This is a genomic window from Paraburkholderia sp. BL25I1N1 (assembly GCF_003002025.1).
GTDB lineage: Bacteria > Pseudomonadota > Gammaproteobacteria > Burkholderiales > Burkholderiaceae > Paraburkholderia.
Window position 1 is genome coordinate 1 of sequence record NZ_PVZB01000046.1, and the last position, 19948, is coordinate 19948.

The window sequence follows — 19948 nt, forward strand, 5'->3', positions numbered from 1 at the left end:
TCAATCAGTTCGCCATTCTGTTCGGCGAGCGGTTCACCAGCGCCATCAACTGAGATTTCTAACCGGCCTCAGCACACAAGATTTCTGACACGTCCGCTAGAGCCTGAACACCTGAACGCCTGAACACCCTGCCGCCGAACGCCATCGCTTCCCAGTTGTGAGAAGCGCTGCGCCGAGGCGGCAGTTCTCATTTTGCCCGCAATAAATCCAGTACTTCGCCAGACCCAACGCGTTCGCCTCTCAACAGAACGCAGCCCCCTCTCGCCGCAACACCCCTCGCGCGAAATACCGTAACCGTCATGCACACGATTCATGACGGCCATTTTTGGCCTGAATTTGACCGCCTATTTCCGCGGTCATATTGTTCGGCCATGCCTGCCGGGCTCGTCTCGCCGCTCCTGCCGAACACCATGACAAGAACGCGCGACCCTCCACATCGTGACCCTCCACCTGCCATGACCCGCCATGAATTCTGACGCGACAGCCGCTCTGACACCTCTGCCCGCAACCCGGCCCACCAGCAAGGTTCGTCGCGCAGTGACGACCGCCGTGCTCGGGCAGGTCCTCGAATGGTATGACTTCTTCCTTTACGGCACCGCTGCCGCGCTCGTGTTCGGCAAGCTGTTCTTTCCCGTCGGCAGCGATCCGTTGACGGGTACGATCGCCGCATTCGGCGGCTTTACGGTGGGCTTTATCGCGCGGCCTATCGGCGGCGTGTTGTGCGGCCATATCGGCGATCGCTACGGCCGCAAGACGGTCATGATGCTGACGCTGCTCGTCATGGGCACGGCCACCGTCTGCATGGGTCTGCTGCCGACCTATCAACAGATCGGCCTTGCCGCGCCAGTCTTGCTGGTGCTGTTGCGCATTCTGCAAGGCCTCGCCGCCGGCGGCGAATGGAGCGGCAGCATCCTGCTGATTCACGAAAGCGCGCCCGCCTCGCGGCGTGGCGCGCTCGCCGCCTGGAGTCCGTGCGGCGCGGCGTTCGGCTTCGTGCTGTCCACCGCCGCGTTTCTGCTCGTGCAAACGCTCTCTCCCGCCGACTTCCACAGCTGGGGCTGGCGCGTGCCGTTCCTCTGCAGCGCCGTGCTGGTCGCGCTCGGTCTGTGGATGCGCCGCTCCGTCGACGAAAGCGCGGAGTTCGCCGCCGTCAAGGCGACGCGCCGCGACGCCCGCATGCCGATCGTCGAAGTACTGCGCCAATGTCCGCGTCAGGTGCTGACCGTGTTCGGCCTGCGCTTCGGTGAAGGCGCGGCGTCGTACATCTTCTTCGCGTTCTCGATTGCGTACGGCCAGTTCATCGGCCTCAAATCGAGTTGGGTGCTAGGCGGCCTGACCGTGTCGATGCTGCTGATGATTCCCGTGTCCCTGTTGATGGGCCGTCTCACGGACCGCGTCGGCCGCAAGCCGGTTTATCTCGCCGGCGCCGTGGCGATGGTGCTGGTCGCCTATCCGTATTTCACGTTGCTCGGCTCCGGCGTGCTGTGGAAAGTCGTCGCGGCGCTCGTGCTCGCCAACAGCATCACGCTCGGCATTCTGGAAGGCGCGCAGCCCGCTTTCATCAGCGAATTGCTGCCCGTTCATTTGCGCTTCTCGGGGCTCGGCATTGGCCGCGAGATTTCGTCGGTACTCGGCGGTGGCCTCTCGCCGATGGTGGCGACCGCGCTGCTCGCGCATTACCGCAGCGCCGCGCCGGTGGCGATTTATCTCGTCGTGCTCGGCTTGATCACGGTGCTCGCGACCTGTCTCGCGCCGGAAACCTTTCCCAAAGCGCTACGGCTTCAGGCGAAAGCCAAAGAGCACGCCGGGCACGAAAGCGTCTAAGCCCGCTTCTTCCGCACCCATTCACTTTCTTTCGAAGCCGTCATCATGCAAAGCCTTCAGATGAGCACTCTTTCGACTTACGCCTACGAACTGCGCGCGACCGATCACGCGGATCCGTATCCCGACTACACCGGCCCGCTCACACTCGATGCGCTGATCGGTGAGATCGAACGCCGCCGCGACGAGTTCGATCGTCTCTCGCACGTGCCGCGCGACATGATCGCGAAGATGAAGCGCGCCGGCATCTTTCGGGCGAGCACGCCGCAGCGCTTCGGCGGCGACGCGCGGCCGCCGGCGCAATTCCTGCGGATGCTCGAACGCATCGCGACCGCCGACGGCTCCGCCGCGTGGGTCGCGGCGTTCGGCTCGGCGAATACCTACCTCGCCGCTTTGCCGATCGAAACGCAGCAGCAGATTTACGCCGCCGGCCCCGACCAGGTTTTCTCGGGCGGCCTCTATCCGCTGCAACCCGCGACGAAAGCGCCGGGTGGCTTCGTGGTCAGTGGGCAGTGGCGCTTCGCGAGCGGCTGCAAGGGCGCGGACTGGATCGGCGTCGGCATCGGCGGCACGCCCGCCAATTCCGGCGATGCGGGCGCGGGCAAGCCGTTCACGGCCGTGTTCCCCGCGCATGAAGTGGAGATCGTCGAGAACTGGAACGTGGTCGGCATGCAGGGAACGGGCAGCCACGATTTGCGGCTGCGCGAGAAATTCGTCGATACGCAATGGACCTTCGTGCGCGGCGGCGCGGCGCTGATCGACGAACCGCTTTACCGCTATCCCGCCGTCGCGTATCAGGCGCAGGTGCACGCCGCCGTCAACATCGGCCTCGCGCGCGCGGCGCTCGATCTGCTGACGGACATGTCCGGTTCGACCAAAACCACCACCGGCGCGCCGCGTCTCGCCGACCGTGGCTACTACCGCTCGGGCCTCGCGAAAGCGGAGGCCAACTGGCGCAGCGCCCGCGCATTCTTCTACGAATCCGCCGATGCCGCGTGGCGCACGATCATCGACGGCGATCCCGTCTCGCAGGAACAGGCCAATCTATTGCGCCTCAGCGCGACGCACGCCGCGCAGATCGGCGCGGAAGTGGTGATGCAGGCGTATCAGATGGCGGGCATCGCCGCGATCTATCGCGAGAACCGTTTGCAGCGCCTCGTGCGCGATTCGATCGTCGTGACACAGCATGCGTTTCTCGGCGAAGGCACGTATGACGCATCCGGCGCGCTGTTCGCCGGCGTGCCGCCGGTCACGCCGTTTCCCTAACGCCGCGCGTCCTGACTCATGCCATGCAAAAGGAAAACATCGTGATGATCGAAGACACCAGAAAGCGTTTCCGCGATGCGATGGCGTGCCTGCCGGCCGCCGTCAACATCGTCACCACCGACGGGCCCGGCGGCCGCTGCGGCATTACTGCAAGCGCGGTGTGCTCGGTGACGGACGCGCCGCCCACCATGCTCGTGTGTATCAATCAGGCCAGCTATGTGCATGCCGTACTGCATCGCAACCGCAGCGTGTGCATCAACGTGCTTGCCGCCGAGTGCCAGGAAGTGGCCTGTGATTTCGCCGGCATGACCGCGTGCTCGATGGACGAACGCTTCGGACGCCATGCGTGGACCAGCGGCGCTTTGCAGGCGCCGGTGCTCGCGGATGCGATCGCCAGTCTCGAAGGCGAGATCGTCGACATCAAGACGGTCGGCTCGCACTCGGTCATGTTCGCGCAGATTCGGCACATCGCGTTGCGCTCGGACGGCGATGGACTCATCTATTTCGGACGAGAGTTTCATCGGTTGACACGGCCGCAAGCGGCGGCGCGCCTGGTTGCAACGCCCGGCGCGAGGTGAGCGTGGAAGTCTGCTTCTTTCTCCTTGGCCACGGTACGCCTGCATGTGCGCCGCGCTTCGAGCTAGCACCGCGAAACGTAGAGGGATTGCGCCGTTCCGTAATCCACGTGCCGACGGAATCGGACGACTGCGATCCTTTCTCGAAGTCCGACGCATCCGCGCGACCTCGCTGCGTGCTGCAATGGTATTTCGACGACCTCGAACTGCTTGAACAAGCGCTGCAACCGAAGGGTGCGATTCACGACGTCGTAAAGGAATCTGCGAGCGTAGGTCTCACCTTTGTGCAGCAAGCCATGGCGGTCAGGCAATTCACCACCCCGAATCCAGGCGATCTTGGCGCACGCGCCGAATACTGCACCTACCTCGTCAGCTACGAAGGCGAAGCGCAGGACTTCAACGCGTGGCTCTCGCATTACCTCGCGCATCATCCACCGCTGATGGCGCAATTGCCCGGCATTCGCGAGCTCGAAATCTACACGCGGCTCGATTACCGCTCGGGTCTCGACGTCGAGCGCGCCACGGCCATGCAACGCAACAAAGTCGTCTTCGACGATTCCGCGTCGCTGGCGGACGCGCTGGCCTCGCCGATACGCGCCAGCATGAAGCAGGACTTCAACGCTTTTCCGCCCTACAGCGGCGCGACGCTGCATTTCCCTATGCGTAGCATTTACGGTAATCTGAAACCCAAATAAACGCCCGCCCTCGCCGCGATCCGAACGTCATGACCAAGTCGCATCCCGGCATTACGGATTTGAACCTGCTGCGCGTGTTCCTGGCCATCTCCGATCTGCGCAGCCTGACCGCTGCGGGCGAGCGTCTCGGACTTACACAACCGGCGGTCAGCCACGCGTTGCGCCGGCTGCGCGTTTTATTCGACGACCCGCTGTTCGTTCGCACGCCCACCGGCATGGTGCCCACCGACGCCGCGTTGCGCCTGCACGCGCCGTTGACTCAAGCACTCGGCATTATCAACGACGCGGTCCAGCAAATCGCCAAATTCGATCCCGCCACGGCGCAGCGCGTGTTTCGCGTGTCCATGTCGGATATGTCGGAGTTCTATTTCCTGCCGCCGCTTCTTTCGATGCTCGACCGCAGCGCGCGCGGCATTCACCTGGAGATCGCGAACGTCTCCGTCGATTCGGTGAGTTCGGCCATGCGCAGCGGCAAGATCGACCTGGCGCTCGGCTACGTGCCCGGTCTCGATCCAGGATGCGTGAGCAGGACGCTCTTCGTCGACGAACATGTTTGCGTGGTGCGGGCCGGTCATCCGTTGCGCAAACAGAAGCCGACCAAAGACGACCTCGCGAGCCTGCGCTACGTCTACGCCAGCACCAACGCGACCGGCCACCGGATGGTCGAACAGTGGCTCGAAGAGTTGAATCTGCGCCGCGATATCGTGCTGCGTCTGCCGCATTTCGTGGTGGCGCCGGAAATCGTTCAGCATACCGACCTCGCCGTGATCTTTCCGCGGAGTATCGCGCAGCGCTTCAATCGCAACAAAGCCTTTCGCATTTTGCCGTTGCCGTTCGCGCTGCCGCCCATCGAAATCCAGGTCCACTCGCACTCGCAATTTTCGGCTGATCCGGGCATCGCGTGGTTGCTCGATGAGATTTACGGCATGTTCCATCAACCGCCTGATAGCGCAAAGACGCGGACGCCGGCTGAACCGTGAAGCCACTCGGCTTAGCTTCGGATACTGACGCTGGGTACTTTCATTGTCGGCAACCATGACAGTCACATCCACCGGTCGTAGGTCGTTCCGCACCGGGGCCTTTGCCGGCGTAATGGTGGCGGCGCGAACCCGCATCACCTAATGCCCCGGCTTCAACGCCGCATACGCCCCGGGCGTGATCCCATAAGCCCGCTTGAACAACCGGTTGAGATGGCTTTGATCGTAAAACCCCACGGCCGCCGCAGCCGTCGCCGCGCTCTGCCCTGAGGCAAGCATCCGCTTCGCCGCCAGCAACCTCACCTGGGTCGCGTAGGCGTGCGGCGGCAGCCCGAATTCCTTGCAGAAAGCGCGCGTGAGGTAGTAGCGGCTCAGTCCCACCAGTTCCGCCAGTTCATCGACCGAAATATCGCGCTCGTAATTGGCGGCGACGTACTCCCGCACCTGCTCCATCTTGCGCGCCTCGCGCCGAGGTTCTCCCATCTCCTCAGCCGAGCGCCCATAGCGCCCGACCAGCATCCCCATCGCGGCCCACCAGTTCGCCTGACGCTCCATCAGCGACACCGCGCCCTGTTCGTCCAGGCTCGCATGCGCCTTGACCAGCAGGCCCGCGAGATGCGGATCCTGATACAGCCCAGGCGGAATCAGCAGTGGTTTGTCGGCGCGCGCGTCGGGAGAGAAGACTGCGCTGAGCGCGCCGAGCCCTTCCATGTCCAGGTAGATCGCGCGATAAATCCATTCGCGCCCCTCCCAGACCTCACCGCTATGGTATTCGCCAGGCCCGAAGACCAGCACGCTGCCGGGGCCGGCAACCTCGCTGCCCGCGCGCGTATGACATTGGCCCGCGCCGATTTCGGTCATGACGATGACGAGTTCGTCATGCAGATGCCGATCGAACTTGTGATTGCCGTAACGGGCGCTCGCGAGACATGCGCCGTCGAGCGCGCCGTCGCGCCAGCAGACCACTTCCGGCTCGCTTTTATCCGATGTCTCCATAGCTCGCGCCCCCTGTTCTTCAAACCAGTTCGATTCTGACCCGGCGATTACGACGGCCCTTGTTCTCTATCTTCGCGATGCGAATGGGCCGCGACTGCGCGGTATTGGTCAGGTGAGTGCCGCCGCACGCCTGCCGGTCCAGATCGCCGATCTCGACGATGCGCACCGTGCCGTCCGGCGTCGGCGGCGGCGCCACCGAGAGGCTGCGGATCAGACCTTGCGTTGCCTTTGCTTCGTCGGCGCCGACGTAATAGGTGCGCACCTCCATCGCGCTGCGGATCACCTCGTTGACCGGTTCTTCCAGCAGACGCAGCGCGTCGTTGTCTGCTTCGGGCAGATCGAAGTCCATGCGCGCGGTGCCGTCGGCGTTGATCTGTGCGCCGGTCACGAGCGCGCCGGCAAAGCGCTGGTACACCAACGCGTTGAGAATATGCGTGACGGTATGGAGTTGCGCGACCGTGGCGCGCCGCGCCGCGTCGATGGCCACGTGCACGTTGCCGTCCAGTTCGAGCGGTTCGTCGAGCAGATGCCAGAGCACGTCCCCTTCCGCCGCGACACCGGTGATGCGCACGGCGCCATGCGCGTGCGTCAGCGTGGCGGCGTCCGAGACCTGGCCGCCGCCGCCCGGATGCAAGGCGGAACGGCCCAGCACGACCTCGCCGGGCCGCGCGGCAATCACGGCCGTTTCAAAGTCCAGCAGATCCGGCTGCTCGTGGCAAAGATAATGCGGCACCTTGATGTCCTCGCGGAAATTGACTGAATACGCCTAGGATACCCAGTTCCGCGGGCGGCCGTCTTGGTTAAAAATGCCCTGCGGAGGCTGACCGGGCAAACTCATGTCGGCGGATATGGAACAGCCTCTGCCGGAAGCGCTCCGGACAAGGCCCATTTCTCGCGAATTCCAGTATCCTGAACCATCTCGCTGAACGCACCCAACCGCCCCGGCTTTCCTCAATGAATCTATCTTTTGAAGTCCTGCAGGTACTCGATGCAATCGATCGAACCGGCACGTTTGCGAACGCCGCCGAAACGCTTCACAAAGTGCCGTCGTCGCTCAGTTATCTGGTTCAGAAACTCGAACTCGATCTAGGCGTCAAGCTGTTCGACCGCACTGGCCGGCGTGCCACGCTGACGCACGCGGGACGCGTGGTCGTCGAGGAAGGCCGGCGTCTGCTGGAAGCGGCCGAAGCGCTCGAATTCAAGGCGAAGCGAATTGAGCACGGCTGGGAATCCGATCTGCACATCGCCGTCGACGAGATCATTCCGTTCGACCTGCTCTGGCATCACGTCAGCGAGTTCTACAAGCTGAAGCTGGAAACGAAGCTGCATCTGTCGAAAGAAGTGTTGGGCGGCTCGTGGGACGCGCTGCTCACTCGTCGCGCGGATCTGATCGTCGGCGCGGCCGGCGATCCGCCGCCTATTCCCAATCTGATCGCGAAACCGATCGGCTCGCTGAAACATGTGTTCGTGGTGGCGCCGGATCATCCGTTGGCGTCGATACCCGGACCACTCACGATGGACATCGTCGCGCGCCATCGCGCGGTCGCGATCGGCGATACGTCGCGCAAACTCGCGCCGCGCACGATCGCGCTCGCCGTCAATCAGGAAGTGCTCACGGTGCCGACGCTCGAAGCCAAGCTTGCCGCACAGATCAGGGGCCTCGCCGCGGGCACGATCCCGGAATGCCTCGCCGTCGGCGCGCTAAGGCAAGGCGAACTGGTGCAAAAGGAAGTGATCGGCATGCGCGACGTCACGCATTTCTATCTGGCGTGGCGCGACAACGAGAGCGGCAACGCGCTGCAATGGTGGGTCGATCAGTTGAACCGGCCGGACCTGATCGACGACGTAGTGCAACAGCGCATGCTGCACGGTTGAGGTTCGATGACTAGCAGGCTTCGCTGATCTCGTCCGGCGGCGGGTCGTCGAACGACGCCGCATTGGCATCCGCATGCGGGTGCATCCGCGTATCGATTCCTGTTGCAATAGCGGCAGGCGCGCATGCTTCAGCCGCCGCACGCAGCAATGTTTTAGCCGCCTTGAAGTCGTCCCAATCGCGGCCCTCCGTCAATCTCGCGCAAGCGGACCTCAGCAGTTGCACCGCCTCCGCGCTCCGGCCTTGCGCATGCCAAAGCCGCGCGAGGCTGGTCGCGGCCCGCAGTTGCAACGTGCCGCAACCCTGTACCGACGATTCTTCGACCGCCGCGGTCAAACTCGCCTGCGCCTGCGTCGCCGCAGCACCGAACGGCGACTGGCCAAAGCCGTTTTCCATCAGCACTAGTTCGGCGTGCACGCGTCTGAGTTCGGCCGCATACCACTGGTCGCCGGTTTCGTCGCCCCGCGCGAGCGCAGCCGCCACGGCGGCGATGCCTTCTTCAAGCTGTCCGGCACGGCCGAGCGCAAGGCCGTATTGCGCGACGAGCATGGCGCGTGGCGCGGCGTAGCCGAGCGCGTCGAGATCGTCCAACGCGGTGCGGAAGCTGTGCACGCGCTGCGCGCTGCTGTCATCCAGCGAATGCAGGTATTCGTCGAAACAGCGGCAGCACGCATGCGCCACCCGCAGCCCGCCGCGCGTCGACACGTCCTGCAATAGCTCAATGGCCTGAGCCGCCCGCTCACGATCGCCGGCCAGCAGCGCCAGCGGAATTTCCGCCTCGACCAGCACATAGCACGTGACGATAGCCTGCTCCTGCCGGTACGCTTCGGCAACGCATGCCTCGGCGACCCTGAGCGACTGATCGCGCGCGCCCTGCAAGCCGAGCACGCGAGCAAACGTCGCGCGGCCGACCACGCCCTGATCGATCGATTGCCCCAACGGCAGCCGATGCTGCAGACGGCCGGCATGCTGCAAAAGCTGATCGAGCGAGGCGCGCGCCTGGTGCTGATCGCCCGCATAGTGCGAGGCAATGCCGAGCAGGCGATGAGCGAGAATCCCGTTGGCGGTATTGCCCGTCTCGGCGGCGAGCAAAGCGAAGCGCTGCGCGAACGCCAGCGCGTTGCGCGCCTCGCCGGAGGACTGGCTCGCGTTCCACATGCCCCACAACGCGCGCGCTTCGAACGTCTGATCACCGAGCGCAATCGCGAGCGCGAGCACTTCGGCCCAGATGCCGAGCGTTTCGCGATCCGGTCCATTGACGTAGACAAGCGCTGCACCGAGCGCGGCCAGCAATTGCATGCGCACGCGTAAATGGCGCGGCGAGCGCGAGCCCTGATACGTCGCGTCCACAGCGTCGAGCGCGCGCCGCGTCCACACGCAGCATTCGTCGACCAGCGAAAGCTCATACAGCAGCGACACGAACTTCACGGCCAGCGTTTCACCCAGCGCAGCGTCGCCTTTGGGCGATAGCGCCCAGCCCAGCGCGGCTCGCAAATCGTCGAGTTGCTCACGCATGCGGTGATGCCAGCCGTGCCGTTCGGTGCCCACGGCGTCCGCTTCACGCGCTCCATTGGAGGCGTCGCTCGACGGATCGCGTTCGAGCAGGTTGGAAAAATAGCGTGCATGAGCGAGCGTGATGAGACGCCGTTCGCCGTTGTCGTCGAGCTTTTGCATCGCGTAGGCACGCGTGGTTTCCAGCAGCCGATACCTCGCCTTGCCGCGCTCGGCCTGCATCACCACCAGCGATTTTTCGACGAGCCCGGATAGCGCCGCGATCACGTCCGATTCGCGCAAGCCTTCGTCGCTTACGAGAGCGATCGCCGAGTCGATCGTGAAGCTGTTGACGAAAACGCCGAGCCGGCGCAACGTCGTGCGCTCCGCGTCGTCGAGCAACGCGTGGCTCCAATCGAGCGTCGCCTTCAAGGTCTGGTGGCGCGGCAACGCCGTGCGATTGCCGCCCGTCAGCATGTTGAAGCGGTCGTCGAGATGATCGGCGAGCGTCTCGATACCGAGGATCGCGGCGCGCGCCGCCGCCAGTTCGATGGCCAGCGGAATGCCGTCGAGGCGGCGGCATACGGTGCCGGTCAAATGGATGCTTCTGTCGTCGGACGAAAAACGCGCGTCGATCGCGCGAGCGCGTGACAGGAACAACTGGACGGCACTGTGTTGCAACACACACTGACTCTCGGCGTCGCGAGCGGGCACGTCGAGTGACGCCACCCAGTACAGATGTTCGTCCACGACACGCAGGGGTTCGCGGCTGGTCGCGAGAATCCGCATGGCCGGACTCACGTTCACGAGCGCTTCGGCCAGTTCGGCCGCGGGACCTAGCACATGCTCGCAGTTGTCCAGCACGAACAGCACGCGCCGTTCGCCGAGTTCCTTGCTGATGCGGGCCAGCGTAAGCGGGCCACTCGCGGCGCTCACGCCGACGCTATTGGCGAACATGGCGAGCACGCTGTTCGCGTCCACGGCGCACGCAAGCGGCACGAGATAGACACCTTCGGGAAAGTGCGCCAGTAAGCTGCGTGCGATCTCGATGGCCAGGCGCGTCTTGCCGATTCCGCCCGAGCCGACGAGCGTCACATGACGCGTTGAAGCGAGCGCCTCTGCAATGTCGTTGATTGCCTGGTCCCGCCCGATCAGCGACGAGCTATTGGCCGGCAGATTGTTGGGAGTACCGCGAAGGGATGCGCTGTCTTCAGCGGCGTCGGACGCGTCATCGCGAGCGGCATTGCCCGGCTGTTCCGCGGATGCGTCTCGCGACACCAGCCGGTAGCCTCTTCCCGACACGGTCTGTATGAGGTTGCGGCTCTCGCCCAGCACCTTGCGCAAGGCGGACATATGCACCTGAAGATTGTTCTCTTCAACGATCGTGTCCGGCCAGACCTGCTCGAGCATGGCGCTCTTCGACACCAGCGCGCCGTTCGCGCCGATCAGCACCGCCAGGATATCGAATGCACGGCTGCCGATGCGCACAGGCTGGCCGTCGAGAAACAGTTCCCGGCTGGCGAGGTCCACCTGAAGCGGGCCAATGCGGATCATTGCCTGAGTATCCAAGACGCTGCGGGAAGAGGAAACACTGAGCATTGATCACTCAGCGTTATGTCCCCGAAGTCTAGACCAACCGCGAATACGCATGCGCGGAAAAAACTGAACCTATCGTTCAAATTTTTTGTACTGAGCAAGCGGCTGCTGGTGACGGACCGCGTACCCGCAGTGGCGCGCTAACGCGAGTCGCCCGTCAAGACAGTGGACGCCATGCAGGCAATGACGGAAGCCAGAATCATGGCGTCCGCATTGGCGGGAACCGCGCTGCGTATTCTCGGCTTGTAGATTGCGTCGTCACGGCGAATCGTCGCGCCGCTCAGTGCGCAACGTCCCTTGATGCGGGCGCGGCAGCAGATCCACACCTGGTCGACGTATTGACAGCGGGTCGCGTCCCGCCACAGCACGGCGATCGATGTGTCCGACAGACGCTCGAGTATTTCGATCTGGATATGACGCGACGGCGTGTCCGCCGCGCCGGCGACGCGTTTAGACCGCGGCTTGAGATAGGCTTCGCCTTCGGTCTCGTTGCAATAGCCCGCCAACAGCCGGTTGATCACGTGATCCCATACCGGCGCGCGCCGATCGTCCGGCATCGCCGGCGCGTTCTCGCTGACCTGACAGCACGCTCCACGACGAACGCGCGTCTCGTACTGAACCGTATCCGTGCGTTGCGCCAAGGGGGTTTCGATATGCATGATGCTGCTCCCGAAGTGTGTGCGGGTGGAACCGATCAGCACTGATGTCAGCGGCCGGGTGCGGCCTCGTAGTTGACCGGCACCCAGTCGTATTTGCGGCCGTTTTTTCTGATGTGCCCGAGGCCCGGAAAGGCGACATGCGCCGCGCCGATCAGATAGCGTTTGCTGGCCGCAAGTTCGAATGATGAGCGGCGCGAGCGCCGCGCGTCCGCCGCGCTGGTGTCGTATTCGACCGAAGCTGCCGGGTCCTGTAACTGGATCGACGCGACGTGGATAATGTCGCCCCACACCAGCAAATCCTGCGATTCGCTCTCCACCAGATAGCCGGTGTGGCCCGGCGTGTGGCCGGGCAAGACGACCGCGCGAATGCCCGTTTCGAGTTCGGCGTCGCCACTGAACGGCTTGAAGCGTCCGGCCGCGACGTAAGGCGCGACAGAGGCGCTGGCCGCGTCGAAGAAGGTGCTGAGAAAAGCGGGCGCTTTCGACTTGTTGGATGGGTTCAGCCAGTAGTCGGCTTCAACCTGGCTCACTCGCACAACCGCGTTCGGAAATGCCATCTGGCCGTTCGATACGATGCCGCCGACATGGTCCTTATGCAGATGCGTCAGCAGCACTTCGTCGATCTGCTCGGGCTGATAGCCGGCCGCGCGCAGGTTCTCGGGCAACTTGCCGCAGCAGTCGCCGTACAGCACGCCCGCGCCGGAATCGATCAGAATCAGCTTCGAACCGGTGTTGACCAGAAACGCGTTGATGGAACCTTGCACCGGCGCCTGCAGAAAATCGCGTTGGAGATCGCGCGCGATTTCGGCTTTCGACACGTCCTTCACGACTGTATCGATCGGAAACGGATGCGTGCCGTCAAGCAGCGCGGTCACTTCAAAGCCGCCGAGCATGATCCGGTAAAAGCCCGGTCCCTGCGTTTTCACCTGAGGCGCGGCGGCGTACGCGGAAGCGCTCGCCATGCTCGCCGCCAGACTCACTACGAACGCGCACCACGTGCTTGCATGCATCGTCCATTTGCGCCGTATCCACTTCATGATTCGATCCCTCGTGTTCATCGTGAATATGCTGAAAAGCATAGCGGCCACCTGCCGGGCGCACTCGCTAATTTTTATTAATCATCCTGAGTAGTCACCGTCGCGAGCCGGCTCAGATACGCATGAATCTGCGCGACGACCGCTGCGCCGTCGCCCACGGCGGCGGCCACCCGTTTCGCGGATTCCGAGCGCACGTCGCCCACCGCGAACATGCCCGGCACGCTGGTTTCCAGCGGATATCGCGCACTGGCTTGCGAGAACCCATGCTCGCTGCGCGCAAAACCGGTGACGACGAAACCGCGGTTATCCAACTCCACGCCGCTCATGTCGAGCCAATCCGTCTTCGGGTCCGCGCCAATAAACAGAAACAGATGGCGCGATGCCACCACTTCGTCCTCGCCATCCTGTTCGTGCCGCACGTGCAGATGCGTGAGTCCGGCTTCGTCGCCTTCGAGCGCGCGCAGTGTGCAACTGGTGCAAAGCGTCACGTTGGGCAAAGAGCCGATCCGGTCGATCAGATACTTCGACATGCTCGCGTTGAGGTCCTTGCCGCGAATCAGCACGCGAATGCTGCGCGCGAAGTTGGCGAGGAACACGACCGCCTGACCGGCGGAATTGCCGCCGCCCATCAGCACGATGTCCTGGCCTTTCACCAGCTTCGCTTCGATCGTCGACGCCCAGTAGTACGTGCCGCGTCCTTCGAAGCGCTCGAAACCCGCCACCGCCGGCTTGCGATACGCGGCGCCGCTCGCCACCACGACCGTGCGCGCGTTGATGCGCTGGCCGTCGAGCAGCGTGAGCAGGAACATGCCTTCGTTGCGGCACACCTCGGTGACTTTGCCGGGAATCGCCAGATGCGCGCCGAACTTCAGCGCCTGCTGGAACGCGCGCGCGGCGAGCGCCTGCCCCGAAATGCCGGTGGGAAAGCCAAGATAGTTTTCGATGCGCGAACTCGCGCCGGCCTGGCCGCCCGGCGCCCTCTGATCGAACACCGCAACCGAGAGTCCTTCCGTCGCGGCGTACACGGACGCAGCAAGTCCCGCCGGTCCCGCGCCGACGATCGCGACGTCGTACACATGCGATTGCTCGAAGGTCGGCACGAGGCCGAGGCACGACGCGAGCTGCACTTCGTCGGGCGCACGCAGCACGTTGCCGTTCGGGCAGAACACCAGCGGAAAATCGCCGGGGCCGGTGGTCATGCCACCCAGCAGCGTGATGGCTTCGGGATCGGTGCGCGCGTCGATCACCATCGCGGGATAGGCGTTGCGGCGCAGAAAGCCTTGCAGCCTGATGAGCCGGTCATCGTTCCCATTGCCGACGATGATCGGCCCCAGTCCCTGCTCGATGAGCCCGAGCCGCCGCAGAATCAGCGCGCGCATGATGTGTTCGCCGAGTTGCGCGTCGGCGACGATCAGCGCCCGCAGCCGCTCCGGCTCGATCACGAGCGTCTCGGCGTCGGTCAATGCCACGCCGTCGATCAATGCGGGCTTGCCGGAGAGTTGCGCCATCTCCGCCATGAAGTGGCCGTCTTCATGTTCCGTGACGAGCGTCGAGCGTCCGAAGCTGTCGCGTGAATAAATGCTCACGCGGCCGCGCAACAGCACGAACAGGCCGAGCGCGATCTTGCCGGTTTCGAAGATCAGTTCGCCGGCCTTGAACGACATGGGCGTGGCGAAACGCCGAAGGCTTTGAATCTCCGCGGGTGAAAGCCGCGGGAACATCTGGTGCTGCCGGTATTCCAGCGACGAATACGGAAACTCGAGTTCGGACGGCGCCGCCGCTTCGACCTGTAGACCAGGCGTGCTCATAAAAAATAACCTCTTCTGACACGCCTCGCTGACGACGTGGTGCCGATACGGCGTTACCAGCCGAACTTGAGTTCGGCGCCTACATAGTCGGAATTGCGCGCGCCGAGGTCGCGCAGCGACGGTCCGACCTGAAAATGCACGGCTTCGAGCGCGGCGGCGAGATTCGCGGTGACCGCATAGTCGGCGCGCAGTTGCGTATAGAAACCGGTCCAGCGGCTGCCGTGTCCTGCCGTCCCCGGCACGACTGCCGAGCCTTGCTGATATACGGCGTCGGCGGTGGTCTCGCGCCATTGCAGCCCCACGCCCGCGAGCAGCGAGAGCTTGCTGTTCGGTTTGACGATCAGCGACGGCTTGACGTGAATCACGTTCGAGTAGCCGGTATAACCGGCGAGCGCGAAGTAGTAGCCGTTCGGAAAGAGCGGATTGAAGGTGCCGATGCGGCCGTCTCCGGGATGTGTGTCGCCCGAGGCCGCATCGATCTGCAGACCGAGACGCGGCGTCCACGGCAGCGAAGCCAGCGTGTAGCCGGCGAGCGTGCCCACCGCCCACGCACCGATCGTCTTGTTGCCGACATGGCCCGACTGATACATCGCCTCCGCGTCCCAGTCGATGTGATTGACCGAGCCGGCGTAACGCGCGTCGAACACGTCGCGACGCTCGTTGCCGGTCGCGTCGAGAAAGCGCGCGTTGCTGCGGTTATAGCGGGAGTAATAGGCGGACAGATCGCCCGGACCGACTGCCTTGCGCTCGACCCGCACGCCGCTGAAGGTCAGGTCGCGATTGGAAACGTCGTCGAAATCCGAGTTGTCGCGGTACTGCACCGGTTGCGTCGCATACGCGATCCAGCGCCACGGGCCGGTTTCATAGTCGGCCCAGATGGCGTCGAAGGCCTGGCGCACGTTCGGGCCGTCACGCACGGAAATGAACCGCTGCAAGTCGAACGCCATCTCCTGGCGGCCGACGCGGAACTTGAAGGTGCCGGGTCCGAGCGGCTCGGTGACGGCGACGAACGCCTGGCGCAGGTCGAGCGGATTCTTGTCGACCGGCGAGACGTTGTCTTTACCGAAAGGCCGCGCGTCCTCGAACTGCGTGAAGATCTGCACATGAGGGCCGAGGCGCACATCCGCGTGAACTTCGAGACGTTGCAGCACATACGTGTCGTCGTGGCCCGAACCGAGGCCGAAGAGCGGCGCGTCGTTCATTTCGAGCCGCTCGCGCAGCACCATGCCGAGCGAGATATACGCGTCGGGATTGCCGAACAGCGGAATGTATTTCAGCGAGTCGAAGGGCTTCTTCGGCACGCACGGATTGGCGAGTGCCGACCAGTTTTCCTGCCAGCGGTTGAACATGACAGCGGGCCGCGCGCATGAAGTGCCTGCCGCCGTTGTCGTTGCCGTTGTGCTCGGCGTACTGGTCGTGCTGGTATCGTCCGCACCGCCGAGCGCGGTGTCCGCCGCCGACGCCGCCGACGCCGGCAGTGCGGCCGCCAGCCCCGCGCTGATCAACAGCGCGCGGGCCGCGCGCAGCGCCGAGCGCCGGCGTAGCCGCTCGCGCGGCCGCACCGCCTGCATGGTCTGCAACGTCCGCATGAGGCCTGCTTTACTGGCCATCGTGCACTTCGGCGATATAGCCACCCGGGAATTCGAGCACCGCGCTCTTGCCCGCTTCGCTGCTGTACGGCTGCGACACCACCTTCGCGCCGGCCGCTTGCGCGCGCTCGAGCGTCTGCGCGAGATCGTCGACGGCATAGCCGGTCGTTTCACGTCCGAACGGGAACGGCAGCTTGCCGTCCGTGACGAACACCACCATGCGGCCGAAACCCGAATTGATGCGGATCTCGCGAATCGTCTCGCCGGGACGGCCAATCACGCCGGCATCCGCGCGCGGGTTATCCGACACCACCTTGCCATGCGAAAAATGCACCCAGCGACGCACGAAGTTGTTGGCCTCATAACGCGACACATACACGCGGTTATCCGGCACGCTGTGCAACGGCGCGTAGTTCGGCGCCTTGGTGTGCCAATAGAGCTGCATCGTCAGGCCGCCCGGCCATTGAATGATCGCGTCCTTGCCGATCGGATCGTCGAAGCTATCGACCAGCACGTCGGCGCCCGCCGCGCGCGCCGCCTTCACCGCCTGGTCGATGTTGGTGACCAGATAGCCGGTGCGTTCATTGCCGAACGGATAGGGAATCGGCGTTTCGAAGCCGAATACCGACAGCATGCCGACCGGAGTCTGCACGTATTGCGACGCGGTCTTGCTCGGCGTCGGCGTCACGGTGAACACCGCGCGCGGCGACGCCTTGCCGCCGAACGTGGCGAGAAAGCTGGTGACGAACGCGTCGAGATCCGCCGAGGCGACGTACACATGGGTCGTGTCGTACTGCGCGCCGACCGAGACGTCGGGCATGCGCGCCGCGAGCGCGGTCTTGCCGCTCGAGACTTCCGGCGGGCCGTTATCGGCGAACGCGGACGAGACCGGCGCGAGGCCGATCAGCAAGGCTACGCAAAAAGCCGCAATGGGACGAAAGCGTTGAAGCGATGTGAACATGTGATTACCCGATCGTGTTAGCAATATCTGAATAGGCGGCCGGCAGGATCAGCCACCCTCTTTTGTCGCGCCGGGCGTGGCCGGCTTTTGCGCCGGGCTGCCCTGCTGCCGCTCGGCGACCTGAACCGTGGTCGTCTGCGCGAAAAACTGCGCCTTGACGACCGGTATCGCGTGCTCGCCCAGCACCATGCCGAGCAGGCCCGCAAGCGCGATCAGCGGCGGCGCCGGCGACTGCACCTTGAGCAGCCAGTAAAGAAGTCCAACGCCGAAGCCGACTCCCAATGAAATGATGTAGCCCATGCTGATTTCCTTTGTATGCACACTTGCGGCGAACCGCGTCGTCAATTCGCCCACTCCGAACCCAGCACCAGCCCGCAGAAATTCAGCCGGCGATAGTTCGGGTCCCACCGGTCGAGCACGTCGGCATTCACGGTGCCGAACGTCGTCTCGGGACGATGCTCCATGCCGCGCGCGTACGCTTCGATGATCTGTTTCTTGAAGCCGGCCTCACGCGGACAGGCCTGCACGATCTCGTCGCGCTGCTGCGCGGTGAACTCGCCATAGCGGGCGCCGCGAATATCCATCTGCACGCCCGCGCTCACCAGCGCCACGAGCGGCGACAAATGTTCCGGAATGCCCGGCGTCGTGTGCAACGCGATCGCCGCCCAGACCTCGCCGATCGCGCCGGCGGCAACGCCGTACTGGAGCATGAAGTCGCGCGCCTCGTTCGCGCTGTCCACTTCATAGCGACGGGGGGACCGCTGATGCCGCACATTCAACCCGACGTTGTGAAACAACGCGCTTACGTACAGCAACTCCGCATCGAACGTCAGCTTGTCGCGCACGCCGGTCAACACGCCGAACAGATATGCCCTGAGCGCGTGATGAAACATCAGGCTCGACTCCGTGGCGCGGATCCGATCGGTTGCGGCCCGCGCCAACGGACTGTCGGGAATGTCGACTCCCGCGATGGTCTTCTTCACGTCTCCTCCTCCCTATCCGACATTCGCTTGCGGGCGCGCCTCGCCGACAGACTGTTCAAGGCAGCGTAGCGAATTACCCTCATAAAGACTTTGGCGAATCCTTAAAAAGACTTAATCCACGCGGCACGGCTCGCCCTCCGTTCACAGCGTGAGGTCGTGGATGCGCCGGACCCCATCGCGAATCCATTGCAGCAGACCGCCTGAGCTTGAATCGGCGTCGTCCGGCGGCGCCAGCATCAGCTTCTCCGTTTCATGGTGTTCGGACAGCAGCCGGCACATTTCGCGTCCCACTTCGGGACGCCGCGCGAGAATCGGCGTCAACGCGGCCTTGTCGAGCTGGAAAACGGTGACTCGCGTCAGCGCATGGACGATCACACCGGTCTTGACGCCGGCCAGGATGCCCGACTGGCCGATCGAGTCGCCCGGCGCGAGGCGGCGCAGCTCGAGCTCGCCGCTGTCCTTCGGCACGGTGACTTTCGCCACGCCGCTTGCCAGAATGTGCAACGCGTGGCCGCTTTCGTCGGCCGCGCTGTAGATGGTTTCGCCGACGTCGAACTCATGGCGCGTCAGTTGCGCGGCCAACTCCGCGATGCCGTTGTCGTCGAGCGTCTGGAAAATGAGCACGCTGCGCAGCAGGCGCTGCTTTTCATCCGCGGCCTCGTTCACGGGCTCGACCACGGATAGCGGATGCAGCACCACACCGCGCGATGACAGATGCCGGTGCGCGAGATCGAATAGCTCGTTGCGCACGTCGATCTTCCTGCTCAGCGAATCGACATAGCAGACGATCTCGTACTCGATCGCGTCATTGGTCGCACGCCGCACGCTGACCACCGGCTTCGGCTCGGCAAGCACGTTCTCCGAGCTTGCCGCCGCGTTGGCGAGCGCCTGCAACACGGTGGCGGGCCGCACGGAAGGCTTGACCGGCAGCAGCACGCTGATGCCGTGCGTATGCGAAGGCTGGTTGGCATTGACGATATTGGTGCGCGCCGCCACGCTATTGGGAATCACGACGATGTTGCCCTGCCCGTTCAGCAGGCTCGTCGCGCGCCAGTTGGTTTCCACCACCTTGCCTTCGACTTCGCCGATCGTCACCCAGTCGCCGATCGAAAACGGCCCCGTGGCGTTGAGCACCACGCCTGAGAACACGTCGTTGAGCGTGCTCTGAATCGCGAGACCGAGCACGATCGCGAGCGCGCCCGAGGTCGCGAGCAGGCCGCGCACCGGCAGTTCCAGCACAAAGGCAATCGCGCCGACCGCGGCCGCCAGAAACACCAGCGCGCCGAACACGTCCTGAAACAGGCGCTCCTTGTGCCAGCTCTCCGGCAGCACGGTGCGATCCAGCACGATCGTCACGAGCCGCGCGCCTTGCAGCCACCACACCACTTCCAGCAATTGCGCGAGCAGATGACGCACCGGCTCGTCCGGCCACGGCGCCGCGCGCAGCGGATTCATGCCGTAACTGAACAGCACATAGGTCGACAAGCCGAACATCAGCGCACGCAGTGCGAGACGCCCCTTGTCCGTTTTACGGGTCATGAAACGCCAGGCGAGGAAATCGAGAACCAGAATGCCCAGCCCATACAGCACACCATCGTTCAGGGTCGGCATAAAGGTGCTC

General features: G+C 64.1%; 17 protein-coding genes. 6 read left to right on the forward strand and 11 right to left on the reverse strand.

Going from position 1 to position 19948, the window contains the following annotated elements:
• Positions 1-465: 465 nt before the first annotated feature.
• The 5 genes from B0G73_RS38155 to B0G73_RS38175 are packed head-to-tail and all read left to right on the forward strand — an operon-like array spanning position 466 to position 5337.
• The gene (locus tag B0G73_RS38155) at positions 466-1824 is read left to right on the forward strand and encodes an MFS transporter (RefSeq protein ID WP_106286206.1); all 1359 of its coding nucleotides are present in this window, start codon (positions 466-468) and stop codon (positions 1822-1824) included.
• Between the two features lie 60 nt (positions 1825-1884).
• Positions 1885-3087 carry an acyl-CoA dehydrogenase family protein gene (locus B0G73_RS38160; RefSeq protein ID WP_374957058.1) on the forward strand — a complete coding sequence of 401 codons (1203 nt, stop codon included), beginning with the start codon at positions 1885-1887 and terminating at the stop codon, positions 3085-3087.
• 23 nt (positions 3088-3110) lie between these two features.
• Positions 3111-3665 carry a 4-hydroxyphenylacetate 3-monooxygenase, reductase component gene (gene hpaC / locus B0G73_RS38165; protein ID WP_106286208.1) on the forward strand — a complete coding sequence of 185 codons (555 nt, stop codon included), beginning with the start codon at positions 3111-3113 and terminating at the stop codon, positions 3663-3665.
• A 2-nt stretch (positions 3666-3667) separates the two neighbouring features.
• Positions 3668-4357, forward strand: a complete 690-nt coding sequence (locus B0G73_RS38170) for an EthD family reductase (RefSeq protein WP_181196757.1) — start codon at positions 3668-3670, stop codon at positions 4355-4357.
• 29 nt (positions 4358-4386) lie between these two features.
• Entirely contained in the window at positions 4387-5337 is a 951-nt protein-coding gene (locus B0G73_RS38175; protein ID WP_106286210.1) for a LysR family transcriptional regulator, read from the forward strand.
• Between the two features lie 138 nt (positions 5338-5475).
• Here B0G73_RS38175 and B0G73_RS38180 read toward each other — a convergent pair whose 3' ends face one another.
• Entirely contained in the window at positions 5476-6330 is an 855-nt protein-coding gene (locus tag B0G73_RS38180) for an AraC family transcriptional regulator (protein WP_106286211.1), read from the reverse strand.
• Positions 6331-6349: 19 nt separating this feature from the next.
• Positions 6350-7063 carry an alanyl-tRNA editing protein gene (locus B0G73_RS38185; protein ID WP_106286212.1) on the reverse strand — a complete coding sequence of 238 codons (714 nt, stop codon included), beginning with the start codon at positions 7061-7063 and terminating at the stop codon, positions 6350-6352.
• 221 nt (positions 7064-7284) lie between these two features.
• On the opposite strand from B0G73_RS38185, the gene B0G73_RS38190 reads away from it, so the two are divergent.
• Positions 7285-8205 (forward strand): LysR family transcriptional regulator, encoded by a 921-nt coding sequence (locus B0G73_RS38190; RefSeq protein WP_106286213.1) that lies wholly within the window; start codon positions 7285-7287, stop codon positions 8203-8205.
• 10 nt (positions 8206-8215) lie between these two features.
• Here B0G73_RS38190 and B0G73_RS38195 read toward each other — a convergent pair whose 3' ends face one another.
• From B0G73_RS38195 to B0G73_RS38235, 9 genes are all read right to left on the reverse strand, one after another.
• The gene (locus tag B0G73_RS38195; protein WP_106286214.1) at positions 8216-11248 is read right to left on the reverse strand and encodes a winged helix-turn-helix domain-containing protein; all 3033 of its coding nucleotides are present in this window, start codon (positions 11246-11248) and stop codon (positions 8216-8218) included.
• Between the two features lie 182 nt (positions 11249-11430).
• Positions 11431-11949 (reverse strand): DUF3331 domain-containing protein, encoded by a 519-nt coding sequence (locus tag B0G73_RS38200; protein WP_106286234.1) that lies wholly within the window; start codon positions 11947-11949, stop codon positions 11431-11433.
• A gap of 47 nt (positions 11950-11996) precedes the next feature.
• A complete protein-coding gene (locus B0G73_RS38205) occupies positions 11997-12986 on the reverse strand; it encodes an MBL fold metallo-hydrolase (RefSeq protein WP_181196758.1) in 990 nt (329 codons plus the stop codon).
• Positions 12987-13063: 77 nt separating this feature from the next.
• The gene (locus B0G73_RS38210) at positions 13064-14794 is read right to left on the reverse strand and encodes an FAD-dependent oxidoreductase (protein ID WP_106286215.1); all 1731 of its coding nucleotides are present in this window, start codon (positions 14792-14794) and stop codon (positions 13064-13066) included.
• Between the two features lie 53 nt (positions 14795-14847).
• The gene (locus tag B0G73_RS38215) at positions 14848-16404 is read right to left on the reverse strand and encodes an alginate export family protein (RefSeq protein WP_181196759.1); all 1557 of its coding nucleotides are present in this window, start codon (positions 16402-16404) and stop codon (positions 14848-14850) included.
• Entirely contained in the window at positions 16394-17344 is a 951-nt protein-coding gene (locus tag B0G73_RS38220) for a VOC family protein (RefSeq protein ID WP_106286216.1), read from the reverse strand. The genes B0G73_RS38215 and B0G73_RS38220 overlap by 11 nt, the downstream gene beginning before the upstream one ends.
• Before the next feature lie 48 nt (positions 17345-17392).
• The gene (locus tag B0G73_RS38225; protein ID WP_106286217.1) at positions 17393-17644 is read right to left on the reverse strand and encodes a DUF1427 family protein; all 252 of its coding nucleotides are present in this window, start codon (positions 17642-17644) and stop codon (positions 17393-17395) included.
• A gap of 41 nt (positions 17645-17685) precedes the next feature.
• Complete coding sequence (locus B0G73_RS38230) at positions 17686-18327, reverse strand: phosphohydrolase (protein WP_106286218.1); 642 nt, start codon at positions 18325-18327, stop codon at positions 17686-17688.
• A 141-nt stretch (positions 18328-18468) separates the two neighbouring features.
• A complete protein-coding gene (locus B0G73_RS38235) occupies positions 18469-19938 on the reverse strand; it encodes a mechanosensitive ion channel family protein (protein ID WP_106286219.1) in 1470 nt (489 codons plus the stop codon).
• Positions 19939-19948 lie beyond the last annotated feature (10 nt).

Coding starts and splice junctions, on each gene's coding strand:
- B0G73_RS38205 (WP_181196758.1), bottom strand. CDS start 12,986: ATGAAGTGGATACGGCGCAAATGGACGATGCATGCAAGCACGTGGTGC.
- B0G73_RS38200 (WP_106286234.1), bottom strand. CDS start 11,949: ATGCATATCGAAACCCCCTTGGCGCAACGCACGGATACGGTTCAGTAC.
- B0G73_RS38220 (WP_106286216.1), bottom strand. CDS start 17,344: ATGTTCACATCGCTTCAACGCTTTCGTCCCATTGCGGCTTTTTGCGTA.
- hpaC (WP_106286208.1), top strand. CDS start 3,111: ATGCAAAAGGAAAACATCGTGATGATCGAAGACACCAGAAAGCGTTTC.
- B0G73_RS38175 (WP_106286210.1), top strand. CDS start 4,387: ATGACCAAGTCGCATCCCGGCATTACGGATTTGAACCTGCTGCGCGTG.
- B0G73_RS38190 (WP_106286213.1), top strand. CDS start 7,285: ATGAATCTATCTTTTGAAGTCCTGCAGGTACTCGATGCAATCGATCGA.
- B0G73_RS38235 (WP_106286219.1), bottom strand. CDS start 19,938: ATGCCGACCCTGAACGATGGTGTGCTGTATGGGCTGGGCATTCTGGTT.
- B0G73_RS38155 (WP_106286206.1), top strand. CDS start 466: ATGAATTCTGACGCGACAGCCGCTCTGACACCTCTGCCCGCAACCCGG.
- B0G73_RS38210 (WP_106286215.1), bottom strand. CDS start 14,794: ATGAGCACGCCTGGTCTACAGGTCGAAGCGGCGGCGCCGTCCGAACTC.
- B0G73_RS38180 (WP_106286211.1), bottom strand. CDS start 6,330: ATGGAGACATCGGATAAAAGCGAGCCGGAAGTGGTCTGCTGGCGCGAC.
- B0G73_RS38225 (WP_106286217.1), bottom strand. CDS start 17,644: ATGGGCTACATCATTTCATTGGGAGTCGGCTTCGGCGTTGGACTTCTT.
- B0G73_RS38160 (WP_374957058.1), top strand. CDS start 1,885: ATGAGCACTCTTTCGACTTACGCCTACGAACTGCGCGCGACCGATCAC.
- B0G73_RS38195 (WP_106286214.1), bottom strand. CDS start 11,248: ATGATCCGCATTGGCCCGCTTCAGGTGGACCTCGCCAGCCGGGAACTG.
- B0G73_RS38215 (WP_181196759.1), bottom strand. CDS start 16,404: ATGGCCAGTAAAGCAGGCCTCATGCGGACGTTGCAGACCATGCAGGCG.